General features: G+C 71.5%; 2 protein-coding genes. Both read left to right on the top strand.

Going from position 1 to position 22,900, the window contains the following annotated elements; translation table 11 throughout:
• Window position 1: 1 nt before the first annotated feature.
• Window positions 2-4,552: a non-ribosomal peptide synthetase gene (locus ETD83_RS24765; RefSeq protein ID WP_268920492.1), complete on the top strand. Its 4,551-nt coding sequence runs from the start codon at window positions 2-4 to the stop codon at window positions 4,550-4,552.
• A partial coding sequence (locus ETD83_RS24760) for a non-ribosomal peptide synthetase (RefSeq protein WP_138647608.1) occupies window positions 4,552-22,900 on the top strand: 18,349 nt, incomplete at its 3' end. The genes ETD83_RS24765 and ETD83_RS24760, both read left to right, overlap by 1 nt.

The following is a 22,900-nucleotide window of genomic DNA, read 5'->3' as shown; positions in this document are numbered from 1 at the left end:
GGTGTGGGAGTTGTTCTGCCCGTTGATTTCGGGTGGGGCGTTGGTGGTGGCGCGGCCTGGGGGGCATCGGGATCCGGGGTATGTGGCGGATCTGATGCGTCAGCAGCGGGTGAGTGTGGTGCATTTCGTGCCGTCGATGCTGGAGGCGTTCCTGCTGCACCCCGACGTGGGTGAGCTCCCGGATCTGCGGCTGGTGGTGTGCAGCGGGGAGGCGCTGTCGGTGGAGGCGCAGTCGCGGTTCTTCACCGTCTTCGGCGGTGTGGAGTTGCACAATCTGTACGGCCCGACCGAGGCGGCGGTGGACGTCACCGCCTGGCACTGCGACCCCGAACAGGCCGGCGGGGTGGTGCCGATCGGTGGGCCGGTGGCCAATACCCGGGTGTTTGTGCTGGATGATGCGCTGGGCCCGGTTCCGGCTGGGGTGACGGGTGAGTTGTATCTGGCGGGGGTGCAGTTGGCCCGCGGGTATGTGGGGCGCCCTGGCTTGTCGGGTGAGCGGTTTGTGGCGTGTCCGTTCGGGTCGGGTGAGCGGATGTACCGCACTGGTGACCTGGTCCGCTGGACCACCGACGGGCAGTTGGTGTTCCTGGGCCGGGTCGATCAGCAGGTGAAGATCCGCGGGTTCCGGATCGAGCCCGGTGAGATCGAGGCCGCGCTGGTGGGACACCGGGGTGTGGCGCAGGCCGCGGTGCTGGCCCGCGAGGACACCCCGGGCGACAAGCGGCTGGTCGCCTACCTCGTCCCCGCCGAGGGCGGTGACCCGCTCGACGCGGACGCGATACGGGAGCTCGTGGGTGGGCGGTTGCCGGAGTACATGGTGCCGTCGGCGGTGGTGGTGCTGGACGGGTTGCCGTTGACGGTGAACGGGAAGCTGGATCGTGGGGCGCTGCCGGCGCCGGAGTACGGCGGGGGTGGGGGCCGTGGTCCCGCCACCGTGCGTGAAGAGGTTTTGTGTGAGGTGTTCGCGCAGGTGCTGGGCGTGGACGCGGTGTCGATGGACGATGATTTCTTCCGCCTGGGCGGGCATTCGCTGCTGGCGGTGTCGCTGGTGGAGCGGCTGCGGGCACGCGGGGTTCATGTCGCGGTGCGGGCGTTGTTTGAGTCTCCGACTCCGGCGGGGTTGGCGCGGGCGGCGGCGGCCGATCCGGTCGTGGTCCCGGCCAACCTGATCCCGCCAGGCGCCCAGCACATCACCCCCGACATGCTGCCCCTGGTGGAGCTGACCCAGACCGAAATCGACCGGGTGGTCGCCACCGTGAACGGCGGCGCCACCAATGTGGCCGATATCTATCCCCTCGCCCCGCTCCAGGAAGGGCTGCTGTTCCACAACCTCCTCGCGGGCGGTGGTACCGACGTCTACATCGCCGTGCGGGTGGTGGAAGTCGACTCCCGGGCTCGCCTGGACGGATTCGCGCAGGCGTTGCAGCAGGTCGTGGACCGCCACGACATCTACCGCACGGGCGTGGTCTGGGAAGGACTGCGCGAGCCCGTCCAAGCGGTATGGCGCGAGGCGGTCCTGCCCGTGCGGGAGCACACGCTGGACCCGGCCGAACCTGACCAGACGGCAGCGCTGCTGGCGGCCGCGGGCTCGGCGATGGACCTCTCCCAGGCTCCGCTCATGGACCTGCACATCGCCGAGACGCCGAACGGCAGATGGCTCGGCCTGGTGCGGATGCACCACATGGTGCAAGACCACCTGGGCATGGACGTCCTGATCCAGGAACTGCGGGCCGTCCTGTCCGGGCAAGGCGCTTCCGCCGCCCCGGCACTGCCGTTCCGCGACTTCGTGGCCCACACCCGGGGAATCGACCGATCTCAGCATGAGCGGTTCTTCGCGGACCTGCTCGGCGACGTGACCGAACCGACCGCACCGTTCGGACTGCTCGACGTGCGCGGCGACGGCTCCGACGTGGTTTCCGAACTGCTTCCCATCTCGGACGAGGTGACGGCCGACCTGCGGCGGGTGGCGCGGCGGCTCGGGGTCAGCCCGGCGACGGTGCTGCATGTGGCGTGGGCGCGGGTGCTTGCCACCCTGTCCGGACGCGACGACGTGGTGTTCGGCACGGTCCTGTTCGGCCGGATGAACGCCGGTGAAGGCGCCGACCGCGTCCTCGGACCGTTCATCAACACGCTCCCGGTACGGCTGCGGACCGGCCGGATCGGGGTCCGCGCGGCCGTCGAGCAGATGCGCACGCAGCTCGCCGAACTCCTCGAACACGAACACGCCCCCCTCGCCGTCGCCCAGCAGGTCAGCGGCGTCACCGGTGACACGCCCCTGTTCACGTCCCTCCTGAACTACCGACACGCGAGCCGGGACGTGAGCCGGGACGTGAGCGGAGACGCGTCCCAGGATGCGGCCCGGGACGGCGGCGGGGTCCGGCCGGAGGCGCCCGAAGGCGTCCGGCAAGTCCTCGCCCGGCAGCAGAACAGCTATCCGCTGACGGTCTCGGTGAACGACCTAGGTGATGAGGGGCTGAGCCTGAGCATCCTGGCGGTGGAGCCCATCGACGCGCTCATGGTCGCCCGCCTGGTGCGCACGGCGGCGGAGAGCACCGTCGCCGCGCTCGCCGCGACGCTGGACGGCGAACCGGATGTAGAACTTCGCACGGTGGACGTCCTGGACACGCACGAGCGCGACCGGCTGCTGCGCGACTGGAACGACACCGCGACGGCATCGGCGGACGCGAGCATCGTGGGCCTGTTCGCGGCGAACGCCGCCGCCACGCCGGACGCGGTGGCGCTCGTCGCCGGGGACGTGTCGGTGTCGTACGGGGAACTGGACGCGGCGGCCACCCGGCTCGCGTGCAGGCTCCGGGACGCGGGCGCGGGCGCGGAGTCGGTGGTGGGCCTGAGCGTGCCCTCCGGACTGCCGATGATCACCGCGATCCTCAGTGTGTGGAAAACCGGCGCGGCCTACCTGCCCATCGACGGGCGGCTTCCCGCCGAACGGATCGCGTTCATGCTGACCGACAGCGGGGCGCGCCTCCTGCTGACCGGCGGGGAGGAGGCCGCCGACCCGGTGGCCGACCCGGTGGCCGTCACGGCGGGTGTCCCGGACGGGGTCCGCGTGATCCGGCTGGACGAGCCGGACGCGACGGCGGCCCCCGAGACCCCGTCGACGACAGGTCCCGAGACTCCGCCGGCGGCGGAGCCGGACCCGGCCGGGCTCGCCTACGTGATCTACACGTCGGGGTCGACGGGACAGCCGAAGGGGGTGGCGGTCACGCACGGGTCGCTGGCGAACTACGTGCTGTCGGTGTCGGCACGTCTCGGCTGGTCCGGCGAGGGGGCGCGGTACGGGCTGCTGCAACCCCAGGTGACCGACCTCGGTAACACGGTGGTCTTCACCAGCCTGGTTACGGGCGGGCGGCTGCACGTCCTGGACCCGGCGATCGTGACGGACGCCGACGCCGTGGCGGGCTACCTCGCCGAGAACCGGATCGACCACGTCAAGGCCGTGCCGTCGCACCTGGCCGCGCTGGCCGCGGCGGCGGGCATGGAGAACGTCGTCCCGAGGCGGTCGGTGGTGCTCGGCGGGGAGGGGGCGCCCGCGAACTGGGTCGGGGACCTGGTGCGGGCCGCCGGCGACCGCGGGGTGTTCAACCACTACGGCCCGACCGAGACCACGATCGGCATCACGACCGTCCAACTGACACCGGACGACCTGGACGGCGGGACGGTGCCGATCGGCACGCCGATCGCCAACACCCGCCTCTACGTCCTGGACGACGCGCTGGCCCCGGTACCGGTCGGGGTGATGGGCGAACTCTACGTCGCGGGCGTCCCGGTGGCCCGGGGCTACGTGGCCCGGCCCGGGCTGACGGGGCAGCGGTTCGTGGCGTGCCCGTTCGAGCCGGGCGAGCGGATGTACCGCACCGGCGACCTGGTCCGATGGGATCCGGACGGGCGGCTGGTGTTCGCCGGCCGCGCGGACGACCAGGTGAAGATCCACGGATACCGGATCGAGCCGGCGGAGATCGAGGCGGTCCTGCGCGCGCATCCGGACGTCGCGCAGGCGGCCGTCGTCGCCCGCGACGACACCGCGCGAGGCAAATACCTCGTCGCCTACATCGTCCCCGCTGACGGCGCCGACCACGGCACCGGCCAGGGCGACACGGGCCTCGACGCGCTGCGGGAGCACCTGGCGGAGCGGCTGCCCGAGCACATGGTGCCCGCCGCGGTCGTCGCGCTGCGGGAACTGCCGCTGACCGTCGGCGGGAAACTCGACCGCGCCGCGCTGCCCGCCCCCGGCCGGCCGGCGGCCGAGACCGCCGCCCGTGCGCCGGCCAACGAGAACGAAGCGGTCCTCTGCGAGCTGTTCGCGGAGGTCCTGGAACTGGAGTCGGTGCAGGTGGACGACGGATTCTTCGAACTGGGCGGGCATTCGCTGCTCGCGATCAGGCTGCTGTCCCGGATCCGGGCCAGGCTCGGCGCCGAGGTGCGCATCCGCGCGCTCTTCGAGGCGCCGACCCCGGCGGGACTAGCGACCAGGCTGGGCGAACAGAAATCCTCCCGACCGGCATTGCGGCCGATGCGTAAGGAGAACCAGTGATGACCCCCTTGTCGTTCGCGCAGCGCCGCCTGTGGTTCCTGAACCGGCTGGAGGGTCCGAGCCCGACCTACAACCTGCCCTTCATCGTCCCGCTGACCGGGAGCCTGGACGTCGAGGCGCTGAACGCGGCGCTGCGCGACGTGATGCTCCGGCACGAGTCGCTGCGCACGGTCTTCGAGGTCGCAGACGGCGAGCCCTACCAGCGCGTCCTGGACCCGGCGGACCTGCGGTGGGACGTGCAGGTACGGCGGCTTCCGCGCGCGGAGATCGCCGAAGCGGCCGAACAGGCCGGGGCGTACACGTTCGACCTGTCGTCCGAGGCGCCGATCCGGGCGTGGCTGTTCCAACCCGCCACCGGCACGAACGGCACGAACGGCACGAACGGCACGAACGGCACGAACGGCACGAACGGCACGAACGGTGCGGACGAGCCGGCCGATTGCCTCCTCGTCGTCGTGATCCACCACATCGCCGGCGACGCCTGGTCGATGGGGCCGCTCGGCCGGGACCTGTCGCGGGCGTACGCCGCGCGGCTGCGCGGCGAGGAGCCCGGGTGGGAGCCGCTGCCGGTGCAGTACGCCGACTACACGCTGTGGCAGCGGGAGTTGCTGGGCGACGGATCCGACCCGGAGAGCCTCCTGTCGGAGCAGGTCGCGTACTGGCGGCGGACGTTGGCGGGGGCGCCCGAAGAGCTGACGTTACCCGTGGACCGGGCTCGTCCCGCCGTGGCCGGGCATCGCGGGCACCGCGTGCCGTTCCAGGCGTCCGCCGAGGTGCACCGGCGGCTGGTGGAACTGGCCCGGGCGGAGGGCGCCACATCGTTCATGGTGGCGCAGGCCGCGCTGAGCGTGCTGCTGTCCCGCCTCGGCGCCGGCGCCGACATCCCGATCGGGATGGTGATCGCGGGCCGTACCGACGAGGCGCTGAACGACCTGGTCGGCTTCTTCGTCAACACGCTGGTCGTCCGGACCGACCTGTCCGGCGACCCCGACTTCCGGCAGGTCCTCGCCCGCGTCCGGGAGGCCGGCCTAGACGCGCTCGACCACCAGGACGTGCCGTTCGACCGGCTCGTGGAGGAACTCGCCCCGGCGCGGTCGCTGGCACGCCACCCCCTGTTCCAGGTGGCGCTGAACGTCCAGAACAACCGGGGTTCGACGCTGGAGCTCCCCGGCGTCCGGACCGGCGGCGGGGCCCTGGCCGGCGACCGTCCCGCCACGGTGCCGGTCAAGTTCGACCTCGACGTGACGGTCCGGGAGGTGTTCGACGAGCACGGGAACCCCGCGGGCCTCCGCGGGTCGATGACCGCCTCGGCCGACCTGTTCGACGCGGCCTCCGCCGAGGCGCTCGTGCGGCGGTGGGTGCGGGTGCTGGAGGCGCTGACCGCCGCCCCCGGCACGCGCCTGCACGCCGTCGACGTCCTCGACGCCGGTGAACGGGACCGGCTCCTCCGCGAGTGGAACGACACGGCGATGGCGCCGCCGTCGTCCACGGTCATCGAGTTGTTCGCGCAGCGGGTCGCGGCGGCTCCGGACTCGCCCGCGCTGGTCACCGACGGTTTCGAGCTGTCGTACCGGGAGCTGGACGCGGCGTCGAACCAGGTGGCGCACCATCTGCGGAGCATCGGCGCGGACGCGGAGTCCGTCGTCGCGGTCGTGATGGACCGGGGCGTCGACCTCGTGATCTCGCTGCTGGGCGTCCTGAAGGCGGGCGCGGCGTACTTGCCGGTGGACGTGCGGTATCCGGTCGAACGGATCGGCTTCATGCTCGCCGACGCCGCCGTGACCTGCGTGCTGACCGGCGGCGATGCCCGCGAGCTCGTCGCGGCGGCCATGGGCGACGGCGGCGCGCCGGTCCCGGTCGTGGCGGTCGATGATCCGGATGTGCGGGCGCGGGTGGAGGCGTTGCCGGTGTCGGCTCCGGCGGTGGATGTGGAGCCGGGCGGGTTGGCGTATGTGATCTATACGTCGGGGTCGACCGGTCGGCCGAAGGGCGTGGCGCTGACGCATGGTGGTGCGGTGAATCTGGCGGGGGCGCAGATCGAGCGGTTCGGGGTGGAGCCGGGCGATCGGGTGCTGCAGTTCGCCTCGGTGGGGTTCGACGCCGCCACGTGGGAGCTGTTGATGGCGTTGTGCTCGGGCGCCGCGTTGGTGGTGGCACCGAGCGAGGAACTGGTGCCCGGCGGCGGGCTGGTGGACGTCGTGGCACGCCATGGGGTGACGCACGCGACGTTGCCACCAGTGGTGCTGGGTGCGCTGGACCCGGATGAGCTGTCGTCGGTGTCGACGGTGGTGTCGGCGGGTGAGGCGCTGGATGGCGTGCTGGTGGACCGGTGGGCACGGGATCGGCGGCTGCTGAACGCGTACGGTCCGACGGAGGCGACGGTATGCGCGTCGATGTCGGTGCCGTTGGTGGCGGGTGATGAGCCGTCGATCGGTACCGCGATCGCCAACGCCCGCCTGTTCGTGCTGGACGACCGGTTGAGCCCGGTCCCGGTCGGGGTGACCGGCGAGTTGTATGTGGCGGGCGCGGGGGTGGCGCGCGGGTACGTGGGACGCCCGGGCCTGACGGGTGAGCGGTTTGTGGGGTGCCCGTTCGGTGCGGGCGAGCGGATGTACCGCACCGGCGACCTGGCCCGCTGGACACCGGACGGCCGGTTGGTGTTCCTGGGCCGCGCGGACGAGCAGGTCAAGATCCGCGGGTTCCGGATCGAACCGGGTGAGATCGAGGCCGCGCTCCTGGCACACCCGGACGTGGCGCAGACGGCGGTCGTAGCCCGCGAGGACAGCCCGGGCGACAAGCGGCTGGTCGCCTACGTCGTCGCTGCGGACGCCAACGTGATCAATGATGTCGAGCTGCGGGACTTCACCGGCGCGCGGTTGCCGGAGTACATGGTGCCCTCTGCCGTGGTGGCGTTGCCGGAGTTGCCGTTGACCCCCAACGGCAAGCTGGACCGCCGAGCCTTACCCGCACCGGAGTACATCGCAGGTGAAGGCCGCGGCCCGGTCACCGTGCACGAGGAGACTCTGTGTGAGGTGTTCGCGCAGGTGCTGGGCGTGGACGCGGTGTCGATGGACGATGACTTCTTCCGCCTCGGCGGGCACTCCCTGCTGGCGGTATCGCTGGTAGAGCGGCTGCGAGAGCGCGGCGTCAACGTCTCGGTACGGGCGCTGTTCCAGACACCCACCCCGGCCGGGCTGGCGCGGGCGGCCGGGGCGGTGTCGGTGGAGGTTCCCGACAACCTGATCCCGGCCAACGCTGAGCACATCACCCCGGACATGCTGCCGCTGGTGGACCTCACCCAGCCCGAACTGGACCGGGTGGTCGCCTCCGTTGAGGGCGGCGCGGCCAACGTGGCCGACATCTATCCGCTGGCCCCGCTGCAGGAGGGCCTGCTCTTCCACCACCTGCTGGCCGACCGGGGCACCGACGCCTACGTCACGCTGCGGGTGCTGCGGTTCACCGACCGGGCCCGCCTGGAGGAGTTCGCCCAAGCGCTGCAACAGGTCGTCGACCGTCACGACATCTACCGCACGGGCGTGGTCTGGGAAGGGCTACGCGAACCCGTCCAGGCTGTGTGGCGTCACGCGCAACTGCCGGTGGTTGAGCACGTCCTTGAGGAAGGTTCCGCCGATCAGACGGCCGCGCTGCTCACGGCGGCGGGATCCGCGATGGACCTATCCCAGGCCCCGCTCATGGACCTGCACATCGCTGAACTGGACGGCGGCGGTGAGTGGCTGGGCTTGGTGCGGATGCATCACATGGTCCAGGACCACCAGGGCATGGACGTCCTGATTCAGGAGCTGCGGGTCGTGCTGTCCGGGCAGGGAGAGACCCTGACCCCGGCGGCGCCGTTCCGCAACTTCGTGGCGCAAGCGCGCAGCGGCGTCTCCCGCGCGGAGCACGAGCGATTCTTCGCGGACCTGCTCGGCGATGTCACCGAGACGACGGCGCCGTTCGGTGTCCTCGATGTGCGCCGTGACGGTACCGACGCGGTGTCCGACCTCGTGCCCGTCCCCGATGAGGTCGTCGCCGAGCTGCGGGACGTGGCGCGGGGGCTCGGGGTCAGCCCGGCGACGGTGCTGCATGTGGCGTGGGCGCGCGTCCTGGCCACCCTGTCCGGACGTGACGACGTGGTGTTCGGCACAGTGCTGTTCGGCCGGATGAACGCGGGCGAGAGCGCCGACCGGGTGGTCGGACCGTTCATCAACACCCTCCCCGTGCGCGTGCGCACCGGCCAGGTCGGAGTCCGCGCGGCGGTCGAGCAGATGCGCACCCAGCTCGCCGAACTCCTCGAACACGAACACGCCCCACTCGCCACCGCCCAGCGGGCCAGCGGCATCGCGGGCAACACGCCCCTGTTCACCTCCCTCTTCAACTACAGGTACATCGACGGCAACGCCCCCGCCCCGGCCGGGGAGGACGATGGGCGCCCCACGATCGGAGGAATCCAGAGCGTCTCCTCACGCGAGCGGACCAACTATCCGCTGGCGCTGTCCGTCAACGATCTTGGCGCCGCCGGACTGACGTTCAGCGTCCAGGCCGTCACGCCGATCGATCCGCAGATGGTCGGACGGCTGCTGTGCACCGCCGTGACGAACATGACCGCCGCGCTCGCCGGCGCCCCGGACACTCCGCTCCTCTCGACGGACGTCCTCGACCCAGGGGAGCGGGACCGGATCCTCCACCAGTGGAACGACACCGCGACCCCGGATGCCGCGTCCACGATCGTCGAGCTGTTCCGGCAGCGGGTCGACGCGGACCCGGACGCCGACGCGGTCGTGGCGGGCGGCGACCGGGTGTCGTACCGCAGCCTCGACGCGCGGGCCGAACGGCTGGCCCGCCACCTGCGCGCTCTCGGCGTGGGGCCCGAGTCGGTCGTGGGTCTCTGCCTGCCCCGCGGCATCGAGATGATCGTCGCGATCGTGGGCGTGTGGAAGGCGGGCGCGGCCTACCTGCCGATCGACGCCCGGCTTCCGGCCGACCGCGTCGCTTTCATGATCGCTGACAGCGGGGCCCGGCTCGTCCTGGCCGACCGGGACGAGGCCGCGGATCTGACCGGCGCCCTGACCGCGGTACAGGTGTCCTGGACGGACGATCCCCACACCTCGGAGGACCTGACAGAGCCCGCGCCGCCCACGACGGCTACGACGCCCGCGATGCCGGGCCCGTCCAACCTCGCGTACGTGATCTACACGTCGGGGTCGACCGGGACACCGAAGGGCGTCGCGCTCGCTCACGGGTCACTGGCGAACCTCGTCTCGAAGTTCGGGCCGGTGACGGGCGCCGCGCCGGGCGTCGGGATGCTGCAGTTCTCGTCGTTCAGCTTCGACGCCTCGGTGCTGGAGGTCGGCACCGCGCTCGCCGCCGGAGCGACGCTGGTCATGGCCGACGCCGACCAGCGGGCCGAGCCGAACCTCCTGCGGCACCTGCCGGGGATCCACGTCGCGTTCATGCTGCCGTCGCTGCTCGGCCTGCTCGACCCGGACGATCTCGCCGACGTCGAGACGCTGCTGGTCGGGGCCGAACCGGTCGGTGAGTCCATCGCGCGCACGTGGTCGCCGGGCCGGCGCATGATGAACATCTACGGGCCGACGGAGGCCACCGTCATGGTCGCGGGCGGCGCCGTGGACCCGGACCGGACCGGCCCGGTGCCGTTCGGCCGCCCGATCGCCAACACGCGCCTGTACGTCCTCGACGACCTGCTGAACCCGGTCCCGGCCGGGGTTCCCGGCGAACTCCATGTCGCCGGTGCCGGGCTGGCCCGCGGCTACGTGGGGCGCCCAGGGCTGACGGGGGAGAGGTTTGTGGCGTGCCCGTTCGGTACGGGCGATCGGATGTACCGCACCGGTGACCTCGTCCAATGGACCCCGGACGGTCAATTGGTGTACATCGGCCGTGCGGACGAGCAGGTGAAGGTCCGCGGATTCCGGATCGAGCCCGGCGAGATCGAGGCCGTCATCCGCACGCACCCCGCCGTGGACAGGGTCGCGGTGGTCGCCCGCGAGGACGTCCCCGGCGACAAGCGGCTGGTCGCCTACGTCGTCGCGACGGACGGCGACACCGACCCCGATGGCGGTCTCCCCGCCGCGCTGCGGGAGTTCCTCGGCCGCCACGTGCCGGAATACATGGTGCCCGCGGCCGTCGTCGTCCTGCCGGAACTGCCGCTGCTGGTCAATGGGAAACTCGACCGCAGGTCACTGCCGGTCCCCGAGTACACGTCCGGTGGGAGCCGGCGCCCTGCCACCCTGTGGGAGGAACTCCTCTGCGGTGCGTTCGCCCAGGTGCTCGGACTGGAATCGGTCGGGGTGGACGACGACTTCTTCCGGCTCGGCGGGCACTCCCTGCTGGCGGTCCGGCTGGCGTCCAGGATCCGTGCCGAACTCGCCGTGGAACTTCCGTTGCGGATGCTGTTCGAGGCCCCGACGGTGGCGGGACTGGCGGCACGGTTGGCCGGGACCGGATCGGAAAGCGCACGGGTGGCGCTGCGCGCGGGCACTCGTCCCGAGCGTCTGCCGCTGTCGTTCGCGCAGCGGCGGCTGTGGTTCCTGAGCCACCTCGAAGGACCGAACCCGACCTACAACCTGCCCAGAGTGATCCGGTTGTCCGGAGACCTGGACGTGCCCGCCCTGGGCGCGGCGTTGCGGGACGTGATCGCGCGCCATGAGTCGCTGCGTACGGTGTTCCCGGCGGTGGACGGTGAGCCCTACCAGCGGATTCTGGACCCGGCGGAGCTCGACTGGGACTTGCAGGTTGTGACGGTCGCTCCCGATGAGCTGGCGGAGGCTGTCGGGCAGGCGTCGCGGTATGCGTTCGACCTGTCGTCCGAGGTCCCGATCCGGGCGTCGTTGTTCCAGGCTGGGGTGGACGAGTATGTCCTCACCCTGGTGGTGCATCACATCGCGGGTGATGGTTGGTCGATGGGCCCGCTGGGCCGGGATTTGTCGTCGGCGTATGCGGCGCGTGCGCGCGGTGAGGCTCCTGTGTGGGAGCCGCTGCCGGTGCAGTACGCCGATTATGCGTTGTGGCAGCGCGAACTGCTGGGTGGGGGGTCCGACCCGGAGAGCCTGTTGTCGTCGCAGGTCGAGTACTGGCGTGAGGCGCTGGCCGGGGCGCCGGAGGAGTTGGCGCTTCCGACTGACCGTCCGCGTCCGGTGGCCGGGGGCCAGCAGGGGTACCGGGTGCCGGTGCGGGTGCCGGCCGAGGTGCACGAGCGGCTGGTGGGGCTGGCGCGTGCCGAGGGCGTGACCGCTTTCATGGTGGTCCAGTCGGCGTTGGCCGTGCTTTTGTCGCGGTTGGGAGCCGGTACCGATATTCCGATCGGTTCGGCGGTGGCGGGGCGTACCGATGAGGTGCTGGACGATCTGGTCGGATTCTTCGTCAACACGCTGGTGATCCGTACCGACCTGTCGGACGACCCCGAGTTCCGTCAGGTGCTGGGCCGGGTACGTGAGGCGAGTGTCGGGGCGTTGGCGCATCAGGACGTGCCGTTCGAGCGGTTGGTGGAGGAGCTGGCGCCGTCGCGGTCGCTAGCACGGCACCCGCTGTTCCAGGTCATGCTGACCTTGCAGAACATCGAACGCGCGACGCTCGAACTGCCGGACGTTCGGACGGGTGTGGGCGTCCTTGCGATGGAGGGCCCGTCGGTCGTCCCGGCGAGGTTCGACTTGGATGTGGTGCTGGCGGAGGTGTTCGACGAGGACGGGCGCCCGGCCGGTTTGCGTGGATCGCTGGTGGCCTCGGCGGACCTGTTCGACGCGGCGTCGGTCGAGGCCCTGGCCCAGCGGTGGGTGCGGGTGCTGGATGCCCTGGTCACGGCCCCGTACGCGCGGCTGCGCGAGGTGGAGGTTCTGGACGCCGATGAGCGTCGTGTGCTCTTGGAGGAGTGGAACGACACGGCGGTGGATGCCCCGGCGGGGCTGGTGGTGGAGCTGTTCGAGGCGCAGGCGCGTCGGGCTCCGGACGCGGTGGCGGTGGTGTTCGAGGGCACCGAGCTGACGTATGGGGAGTTGGACGTTCGCGCGAACCGGGTGGCGCATTATCTGGCTGACCGGGGTGTGGGCGCGGAGTCGGTGGTGGCGGTGCGGCTGCCGCGCGGCGTGGAGATGGTCGTGGCGATTGTGGGGGTGTGGAAGGCGGGTGGCGCGTATCTGCCGGTGGATGTGTCGGTTCCGGCCGAGCGGGTGGCGTTCATGGCGTCCGACAGTGGCGCGGCTCTGACCTTGACTGAGGATGACCTCGCCGCGTCGGTGGACTGCCCCGATACCCGGTTGCTGGTCGAACGGGATCGTGCGGGGTTGGCGTATGTGATTTACACGTCCGGGTCGACGGGTCGGCCGAAGGGTGTGGCGGTTACCCATGGTGGTTTGGCGAATGTGGTGTCGGTGTTTGGGCCGGTGATGGGTGCGGGTCCGGGTGTGGGGGTGTTGCAGTTCGCCTCGTTCGGGTTTGACGCGTCGGTGCTGGATGTGGGGGTGGCGTTGTCGTCGGGCGCCGCGCTGTGGGTGGCCGGTGCGGGAGAGCGCGAGCAGCCGCAGCGGCTGTCGGGGTTGGTGGGGGTGCGGGCGGCCAGTGTGGTCCCGTCCCTGCTGGGGGTGTTGGATCCGGCGGATCTGGCGCAGGTGGAGACGTTGCTGGTGGGTGCGGAGGCGATCGGCCGGTCGGCTGCGGGGGCGTGGTCGCGGGGGCGGTGTTTGGTGAATACCTATGGGCCGACGGAGGCGGCGGTGATGGTGGCTGCCGGGGCGGTGGATGCGGAGCGGCCTGGGGTGGTGCCGTTTGGTCGTCCGATTGCCAATACCCGTCTGTTCGTGCTGGACGAGGCGCTGGCACCGGTGCCGGTCGGGGTGGCGGGCGAGTTGTACATCGCGGGTGCGGGGTTGGCCCGCGGATACGTGGGTCGCCCTGGGCTGACGGCGGAGCGGTTTGTGGGGTGTCCGTTCGGGTCGGGTGAGCGGATGTATCGCACGGGTGACCTGGCCCGGTGGACGGCGGATGGGCAGTTGGTGTTCGCGGGCCGTGCGGACGAGCAGGTGAAGGTCCGCGGGTTCCGGATCGAACCGGGCGAGGTCGAGGCCGCGCTGCTGGGGCATGCGGGTGTGGCGCAGGCTGCGGTGCTGGCCCGCGAGGACGCCCCGGGCGACAAGCGCCTGGTCGCCTACATCGTGCCCGCCCACGCCGACCCCGTTGATGTGGACGAGGTGCGGGAGTTCGTCGGTGGGCGGTTGCCGGAGTACATGGTGCCCTCTGCCGTGGTGGTGTTGCCGGAGTTGCCGTTGACGCCCAACGGCAAGCTGGACCGTCGAGCCTTACCCGCACCGGAGCGCACTGGGGGTGTGGGGCGTGAGCCGGTGACCCGTCAGGAGCGGGTGTTGTGTGAGGTGTTCGCGCAGGTGCTGGGCGTGGACGCGGTGTCGATGGACGATGACTTCTTCCGCCTGGGCGGGCACTCCCTGCTGGCGGTATCGCTGGTAGAGCGGCTGCGAGAGCGCGGCGTGAACGTGTCGGTGCGGGCGTTGTTCCAGACACCGACTCCGGCGGGGTTGGCGCGGGCGGCCGGGGCGGTGTCGGTGGAGGTTCCCGACAACCTGATCCCGGCCAACGCTGAGCACATCACCCCGGACATGCTGCCGCTGGTCGACCTCACCCAGCCCGAACTGGACCGGGTGGTCGCCTCCGTTGAGGGCGGCGCGGCCAACGTGGCCGACATCTACCCGCTCGCCCCACTCCAGGAGGGCCTGCTCTTCCACCATCTCCTCGCCGACCGGGGCACCGACGCCTACGTCACACTACGCGTGCTGCGGTTCACCGACCGGGCCCGCCTGGAGGAGTTCGCCCAGGCGCTGCAACAGGTCGTCGACCGTCACGACATCTACCGCACGGGCGTGGTTTGGGAAGGGCTGCGCGAACCCGTCCAGGCCGTGTGGCGGCACGCGCAACTGCCGGTGGTTGAGCACGTCCTTGAGGAAGGTTCCGCTGATCAGACGGCCGAGCTGCTCACGCTGGCGGGATCCGCGATGGACCTCACCCGGGCCCCGTTGATGGACCTGCACACCGCCGAGACGGTCGATGGCGGGTGGCTGGGTGCGGTGCGGATGCATCACATGGTCCAGGACCACCTGGGCATGGACGTCCTGATCCAAGAATTGCGGGCTGTGCTGTCCGGACAGGCAGCGACCCTGACCCCGGCGGCGCCGTTCCGCAACTTCGTGGCGCAAGCGCGCAGTGGCATCTCTCGCGCGGAGCACGAGCGGTTCTTCGCGGACCTGCTCGGCGATGTCACCGAGCCGACCGCGCCGTTCGGACTGCTCGACGTGCGCGGCGACGGCTCCGATGTGGTTTCCGAACTGCAGCCGGTGCCAGATGAGGTCGTCGCTGACCTGCGGCGGGTGGCGCAGCGGCTTAGCGTCAGCCCCGCGACGGTGCTGCATGTGGCGTGGGCGCGCGTCCTGGCCACCCTGTCCGGACGTGAAGACGTGGTGTTCGGCACGGTCCTGTTCGGCCGGATGAACGCCGGTGAAGGGGCCGACCGCGTCCTCGGACCGTTCATCAACACCCTCCCGGTGCGCGTGCGCACCGGGCAGGCCGGAGTCCGCACGGCTGTCCAGGAGATGCGCACCCAGCTCGCCGAACTCCTCGAACACGAACACGCCCCACTCGCAGTCGCCCAGCAGGCCAGCGGCATCGCGGGCAACACGCCCCTGTTCACCTCCCTGTTCAACTACCGGCACATTGGCGCTCCACGGGACGAGGACGCCCGGCCGCAGATGGTCGAAGGCATTCAGCGTGTCCTGGCCCGGGAGCAGACCAACTACCCCCTGGCCGTGTCCGTCAACGACCTCGGTCCTGGCGGGCTGAGTTTGAGCGTCCAGTCCGTCGACGCTATCGACGGGAATGCGGTCGGTCGGCTGCTGTGCACCGCGCTGGCGAACGTGGTCAACGCATTGGACGGTGGTTCCGAGGTCGCGCTGCAGACCGTCGAGGTCCTTGACGCCGGCGAGCGCGGCCGACTCGTCAACGAGTGGAATGACACGGCGGTGACGCCGACATCGTCCACGGTCATCGAGATGTTCGGGCGCCAGGTCGCCGCGACTCCGGAGGCGGCCGCGCTGGTCGCGGACGGTGTCGAGCTGTCGTATCGGGAGCTGGACGAGGCGTCGAACCAGATGGCGCACTTCCTGCTCGGCATGGGTGTGCGGGCCGAGTCGGTGGTGGCCTTGTGCCTGCCGCGCGGTATCGAGCTGATCACTGCGATGCTGGGCGCGTTGAAGGCGGGAGCGGCGTACCTGCCGATCGATTTGCGGTACCCGGCGGAGCGGATCGGCTTCATGCTCGCCGACAGCGGTGCCCAAGTGGTGCTGGCGGGCACTCCGGAAACCGGGGACACGGCCGGTGTGCCACTGGTGGCGGTCGATGATCCGGATGTGCGGGCGCAGGTCGAGGCGTTGCCGGTGTCGGCTCCGCCGGTAGACGTGGAGCCGGGCGGGCTGGCGTATGTGATCTACACGTCGGGGTCGACAGGACGGCCCAAGGGCGTGGCGCTGACGCATGGCGGTGCGGTGAACCTGGCGGGGGCGCAGATCGAGCGGTTCGCGGTGGAGCCGGGCGATCGGGTGCTGCAGTTCGCCTCGGTGGGGTTCGACGCCGCCACGTCGGAAGTGCTGATGGCGTTGTGCTCGGGCGCCGCGTTGGTGGTGGCACCGAGCGAGGAACTGGTGCCCGGTGGTGGGCTGGTGGACGTCGTGGCACGCCATGGGGTGACGCACGCGACGTTGCCACCAGTGGTGCTGGGTGCGCTGGACCCGGATGAGCTGTCGTCGGTGTCGACGGTGGTGTCGGCGGGTGAGGCGCTGGATGGCGTGCTGGTGGACCGGTGGGCACGGGATCGGCGGCTGCTGAACGCGTACGGTCCGACGGAGGCGACGGTATGCGCGTCGATGTCGGTGCCGTTGGTGGCGGGTGATGAGCCGTCGATCGGTACCGCGATCGCCAACGCCCGCCTGTTCGTCTTGGACGACCGGTTGAGCCCGGTCCCGGTCGGGGTGACCGGGGAGCTGTACGTCGCTGGCGCGGGGGTGGCGCGCGGGTACGTGGGACGCCCCGGCCTGACGGGCGAACGGTTCGTGGGGTGCCCGTTCGGTACCGGCGAGCGGATGTACCGCACCGGCGACCTGGCCCGCTGGACACCAGACGGCCAGTTGGTGTTCCTGGGCCGCGCGGACGAGCAGGTCAAGATCCGCGGGTTCCGGATCGAGCCGGGTGAGATCGAGGCCGCGCTGCTGGCCCACCCGGACGTGGCCCAGGCAACGGTCATCGCCCGCGAAGACACCCCGGGCGACAAGCGCCTGGTCGCCTACGTCGTCATGGCGGAGGCTGAGTCGGCCGCCGTGGACGGGCTGCGGGCGTTCGTCGGCGGGCGGTTGCCGGAATACATGGTGCCCTCTGCCGTGGTGGTGTTGCCGGAGTTGCCGTTGACACCCAACGGCAAGCTGGACCGTCGAGCCCTACCGGCACCGGAGTACATCGCAGGCGAAGGCCGCGGCCCGGTCACCGTGCACGAGGAGATCTTGTGCGGTGTGTTCGCGCAGGTCCTCGGGCTGGAGTCGGTCGGGGTCGATGACGGCTTCTTCGACCTGGGCGGTCATTCGCTGCTGGCCGTCCGACTGGTCTCGCGGGTTCGGGCTGTGCTGGGCGTTGAGGTGCCGCTGCGGAGGCTGTTCGAGAGGCCGACGGTGGCGGGGCTGGCCGGATGGATCGCCGAGGCGGGTGAAAGCCGGGTGCGGCCGGCGCCGGTGGCCGGGGTTCGTCCGGAGCGGTTGCCGTTGTCGTTCGCGCAGCGGCGGTTGTGGTTCATCGGCCAGATCGAGGGCCCGAGCCCGACCTACAACCTGCCGGTGACGGTCCGGCTGTCCGGTGAGGTGGACGTGCCCGCCCTGGGTGCGGCGTTGCGGGACGTGATCGGACGTCACGAGTCGCTGCGCACGGTGTTCCCAGCAGTGGACGGCGAGCCCTACCAGCAGATTCTGGACCCGGCGGACCTCGACTGGAACCTACACATCGCGACGGTCGCGCCCGACGATCTGCCCGAGGCTGTCGGGCAGGCGACGCGGTATGCGTTCGACCTGTCCACCGAGATCCCGATCCGGGCGTGGCTGTTCCAGGCCGGGGCGGACGAACACGTCCTCGCCCTGGTGATGCATCACATCGCCGGTGATGGCTGGTCGATGGACCCGCTGCGCCGTGACCTCGCGACCGCGTACGCGGCGCGGAGCCGGGGCGAGGCACCGGCGTGGGCGCCGTTGCCGATCCAGTACGCCGACTACGCGCTCTGGCAGCGGAACCTTCTCGGTGACGCGGCCGACCCTGGCAGCCTGCTGGCCCGTCAGGTCGGGTACTGGCGCGAAACGCTGGCCGGGGCGCCGGAGGAACTGGAACTGCCCCATGACCGGCCGCGTCCCGCCGAGGCCGGGCGCCGTGGCCACGGCGTGCCGGTGGACCTGTCCGCGGACCTGCATCGGCGGCTGCTGGACCGCGCGCGGGCCGAGGGCGTGACGCTGTTCATGGTGCTCCAGGCCGCGCTGTCGGTGACCCTGTCCCGGATGGGCGCGGGCGAGGACGTCCCGCTCGGCGTGGCCGTCGCAGGCCGGTCCGATGAGGCCCTCGACGACCTGGTCGGGTTCTTCGTCAACACCCTCGTCGTCCGGACCGACCTGTCGGGAGACCCGACGCTCGGTGAGGTGCTCGGCCGGGTGCGCGACGCCGGGCTGCGCGCGTTCGAGAACCAGGACGTGCCGTTCGAACTGCTGGTGGAGGAGCTGGCCCCCGAGCGGTCGCTGGCCCGGCACCCGCTGTTCCAGGTCATGCTGACCATGCAGAACACCGGACCCGCCGGCGCGGGGCGCCCCCTCGCCGGCGACTCCCGGGCACCGCTGGACGGGCTGCCCGCCAAGTTCGACCTCGACGTCATGGCGGACGAGGTGTTCGACGAGGACGGCGCGCCCGGCGGCGTGCGGGGTGCGATGGTGGCGGCGGCGGACCTGTTCGAGCCCGCGACCGTCCAGCGGCTCACCCGTGCGTGGCGGCTGGTGCTCGACGCCATCGCGGACCGGCCGGACGTCCCGTTGAGCAGGGTGGACGTCACCGACCCCGACGAGCGGCGGCGGGTCCTGCGGGAATGGAACCAGGGCGCGGACGGCGGCGGCCGCGGCACGATCCCCGAACTGTTCGAGGCACAGGCGGCCCGGACGCCCGACGCGGTGGCCCTGACGGGCCCGGAGTCCACGCTGAGCTACGCCGAGCTGGACGAGCGGGCCAACAGGCTCGCGCGGTACCTGGCCGGACGCGGCGTCCGGCCCGACACGACGGTGGCGGTGGCCGCGGAGCGCGGCCCGGGGCTGATCGTGGCGTGGCTGGGGATCCTCAAGGCGGGCGGCGCCTACATGCCGGTCAACACCGACTATCCGCCCGAGCGGATCGACCTCATGCTGCGGGACTCCGCGGCGGTCGTGGTGCTGGCGACCGAGAGCACCCGGGCCCGGTTCGCCGCGTCCGGCGTGCCGGTCGTGACGCTCGACGACCCCGCCGTCCTCGCCGAGCTCGCGGCCCTCGACGCGGGCCCGCCGCCGCGCGACCTGCGTCCCGAGCACTCCGCCCAGATCATCTACACGTCCGGTTCCACGGGCGTGCCGAAGGGCGTGGTCGTCCTGCACCAAGGCGTGGACCGCATGGCGGGGCATCTGCGCGTGGCCGCGGACGACGTGGTCGGTCAGCTCGCCTCGTTGTCGTTCGACGCGAGCACCCTGGAGGTGTGGGGAGCGCTGCTCAACGGCGCGGCCCTGGCGGTCGCGCCCCTGGCGGAGCAGTCGGCGGCCGAGCTGCGGGAGTTCGTGTCCGCGCACCAGGTCACCACCATGTGGCTGACGGCCGGGCTGTTCCACGAGACCGTGGACGCCGACGTGCGGGCGCTCGACGGCGTGCGCGAGATCTGGTCCGGCGGCGACGTCCTGTCGCCCGCGCACTGCTTCCGGGTCCTGGACGAGCTGCCCCGGATCCGGCTGACGAACATGTACGGCCCGACCGAGTGCACGGTGTTCACCACCACGGAGTCCGTGCGCGCCGCCGACGTGGCGTCGGGCGGGAGCGTGCCGATCGGGAGTCCGGTGCCCGCCGGGCGGGTCTATGTCCTGGACGCGTCGCTGAACCCCCTTCCGGTCGGCGTCCCCGGCGAGCTGTACGCGACGGGCGACGGCCTGGCCAGGGGATACGTGGGGCGGCCCGGCTTCACCGCCGAGCGGTTCGTGGCGTGCCCCTTCGAGCCCGGCCGGCGGATGTACCGGACCGGGGACCGGGTCAGGTGGAGCGGCGACGGCCGGTTGATGTTCCTGGACCGCGTCGACAATCAGGTCAAGATCCGGGGGATGCGGATCGAGCTCGGTGAGGTGCGGAGCACGATCGCCGGGCACCCCGGCGTCGCGCAGGCCGAGGTCATCGTGCGCGAGGACGTCCCGGGCGACACCCGGATGGTCGCCTACGTGGTGCCCGCCGGAGACGGCGACGAGGACGGCCTGGCGGCGTCGGTGCTCGACCATGTCGCCGAACGGGCGCCGCGCTACCTGGTGCCCTCGGCGGTGGTGCCGCTCGACCGCCTGCCGCTGACGGTGAACGGGAAGGTGGACCGCCGGGCCCTGCCCGCTCCGGACTACGCGTCCCAGACCGCCCCGGCCGGGCGCGGGCCCGCCACGGTGCCGGAAGAACTGCTGTGCGGGGTGTTCGCCGAGGTTCTCGGGCTGGAGTCGGTGGGGGTCGACGACGGCTTCTTCGACCTCGGCGGGCATTCGCTGCTCGCCGCCCGGCTGGTGTCCCGGATCCGGACGGTGCTCGACGCGGAACTGCCGCTGCGGGCGGTGTTCGAGACGCCGACGGTCGCCGGGCTCGCCGCCCGCCTGGCGGGCGACGGCGCCGGCCAGGCACGTGAACCGCTGCGCGCCCGGCCGCGTCCGGACCGTGTCCCGCTGTCGTTCGCGCAACGCCGCCTGTGGTTCCTGAACCGGCTGGAGGGCCCGAGCCCGACCTACAACATTCCTGTATTGGTGCGGTTGGCCGGGGAACTCGACGCGGCCGCGCTGGACGCGGCGTTCCGGGACGTGATCGCCCGGCACGAGTCGCTGCGCACCGTGTTCCCGGCCGTGGACGAGGAGCCGTACCAGCACGTCCTGGACCCGAAGGACGTGGCATGGGAGCTGCAGGTCTCCCAGGTGAAGGCCGAGGAGCTGCCCGGTGCGGTGGCCGAGGCGGCCCGGTACGCGTTCGATCTGTCGTCGGAGCCGCCGATCCGGGCGTGGCTGTTCGAGGCGGCCGGTTCGGACGAGCGGATGCTGGTCCTGGTCGTGCATCACATCGCCGGGGACGGCTGGTCGATGGGCCCGCTGGGACGTGACCTGTCGGCGGCGTATGCGGCGCGTTCGCGGGGCGAGGCTCCGGAGTGGGAGCCGTTGCCGGTGCAGTACGCGGATTACACGTTGTGGCAGCGGGAGTTGCTCGGGGACGAGTCTGATCCGGGCAGTGTGCTGTCGTCGCAGGTGGAGTACTGGCGGCGGACGCTGGCCGGGCTTCCCGAGGAGCTGGCCCTGCCCGTGGACCGGCCGCGCCCCGCGGTCGCGAGCCACCGCGGGCACGCGGCCCCGTTCCGGGTGCCCGCCGACGTGCACGAACGGCTGGTGGCCCTGGCCCGCTCCGAAGGCGTGACGGCGTTCATGGTGCTGCACGCCGCGCTGGCCGTGACGCTGTCGCGGCTCGGCGCTGGAACCGACATCCCCGTCGGATCGGCGGTGGCGGGACGCACCGACGAGGCCCTGGAGGACCTGGTCGGGTTCTTCCTGAACACGCTGGTGATCCGGACGGATCTGTCCGGTGATCCGGAGTTCCGGCAGGTCCTGGGCGGCGTCCGCGAGGCGAGCCTGGGTGCCCTGGCGCATCAGGACGTGCCGTTCGAGCGGCTCGTCGAAGAGCTCGCCCCGTCCCGCTCGCTGGCGCGGCACCCGCTCGTCCAGACGGTCCTGACCCTGCAGAACACCGAGCGCGCCGCACTCGACCTGCCGGACGTGCGGGCCGGCGGCGGCGCCCCGGCCGTGGACGGCACCGCGATGGCCGTGGCGAAGTTCGACCTGTACGTTTCGGTCACGGAGGTCTTCGACGACCAGGGCAGGCCGGCAGGGGTCGGCGGTTCGGTGACGGTGGCGGCGGACCTGTTCGACGCTCCCGCTGCGGGACGTATCGCCGAATGGTTCACCCGGGTCCTGGACACAGTGACCGCGGCCCCGGACGTGCGACTGCGCCAGGTCCAGCTCCTAGACGCCGAGGAACGCGGCCTGCTGCTCGACGGCTGGAATGACACGGCGGCCGTGGTCGAGGGTGACTCGGTGGTGCGGATGCTGGCGGGTCGGGTGGCGGTGGGCCCGGGTGCGGTGGCGGTGGTGTCGGGTGGTGTGGAGGTGACGTTCGGTGGGTTGGACGCGCAGGCCAACCGGCTGGCGCACTATCTGCGTGGTCTTGGTGTGGGTGCGGAGTCGGTGGTGGGGCTGTGTCTGCCTGATGGTGCGGACATGGTGGTGGGGGTGTTGGCGGTGTGGAAGGCCGGTGGGGCGTATCTGCCGATCGATGTGACGTTGCCGACCGAGCGGGTGGCGTTCATGCTGGCCGATGCCGGTGTGCGCGTGGTGGTCGGTACCCAGGACGCACTGGATGAGCTGCCGGCGGGCCGGTTGCGGATGGTCGCGATCGATGACCCGATGACGGCCGCGGTGGTGGAGGGCTCCCCGGACACTGCGCTGGATTCTGCGCTGACTGCTGCCGGGGCGGCGTATGTGATCTATACGTCGGGGTCGACGGGGACGCCGAAGGGTGTGGTGGTGACCCATGGCGCCCTGGCCAATTACGTGGGTTCGGTGTCGGAGCGGTTGGGCTGGAGCGGGCCGGGCACGCGGTACGGGTTGTTGCAGTCGCAGGTGACTGACCTGGGCAACACGGTGGTGTTCGTCAGTTTGGTGACCGGTGGGCGGCTGCATGTGCTGGATCGGGACGCCGTCACCGACCCGGGGATGGTGGCTGACTTTGTGGCCGCCGAGCAGATCGACGCCGTGAAGGTGGTCCCGTCGCATCTGGCCGCACTGACGGCGGCGGCGGGCATGGAGGGGGTGTTGCCGGGCCGGTCGGTGGTGCTGGGTGGTGAGGCCGCACCGGCGGCGTGGGTGGCTGAGTTGGTGGAGGCGGCCGGGCCCGGGCGGGCGGTGTTCAATCACTACGGCCCGACCGAGACCACGATCGGGGTCGCGACGGCGCGGCTGACTTCGCCGG

Origin of the sequence: Actinomadura soli (assembly GCF_005889715.1) — a bacterium.
GTDB lineage: Bacteria > Actinomycetota > Actinomycetes > Streptosporangiales > Streptosporangiaceae > Spirillospora > Spirillospora soli.
Note: the sequence above shows the minus strand (reverse complement) of the source record. Positions and strands in the feature narration are given on the sequence as shown.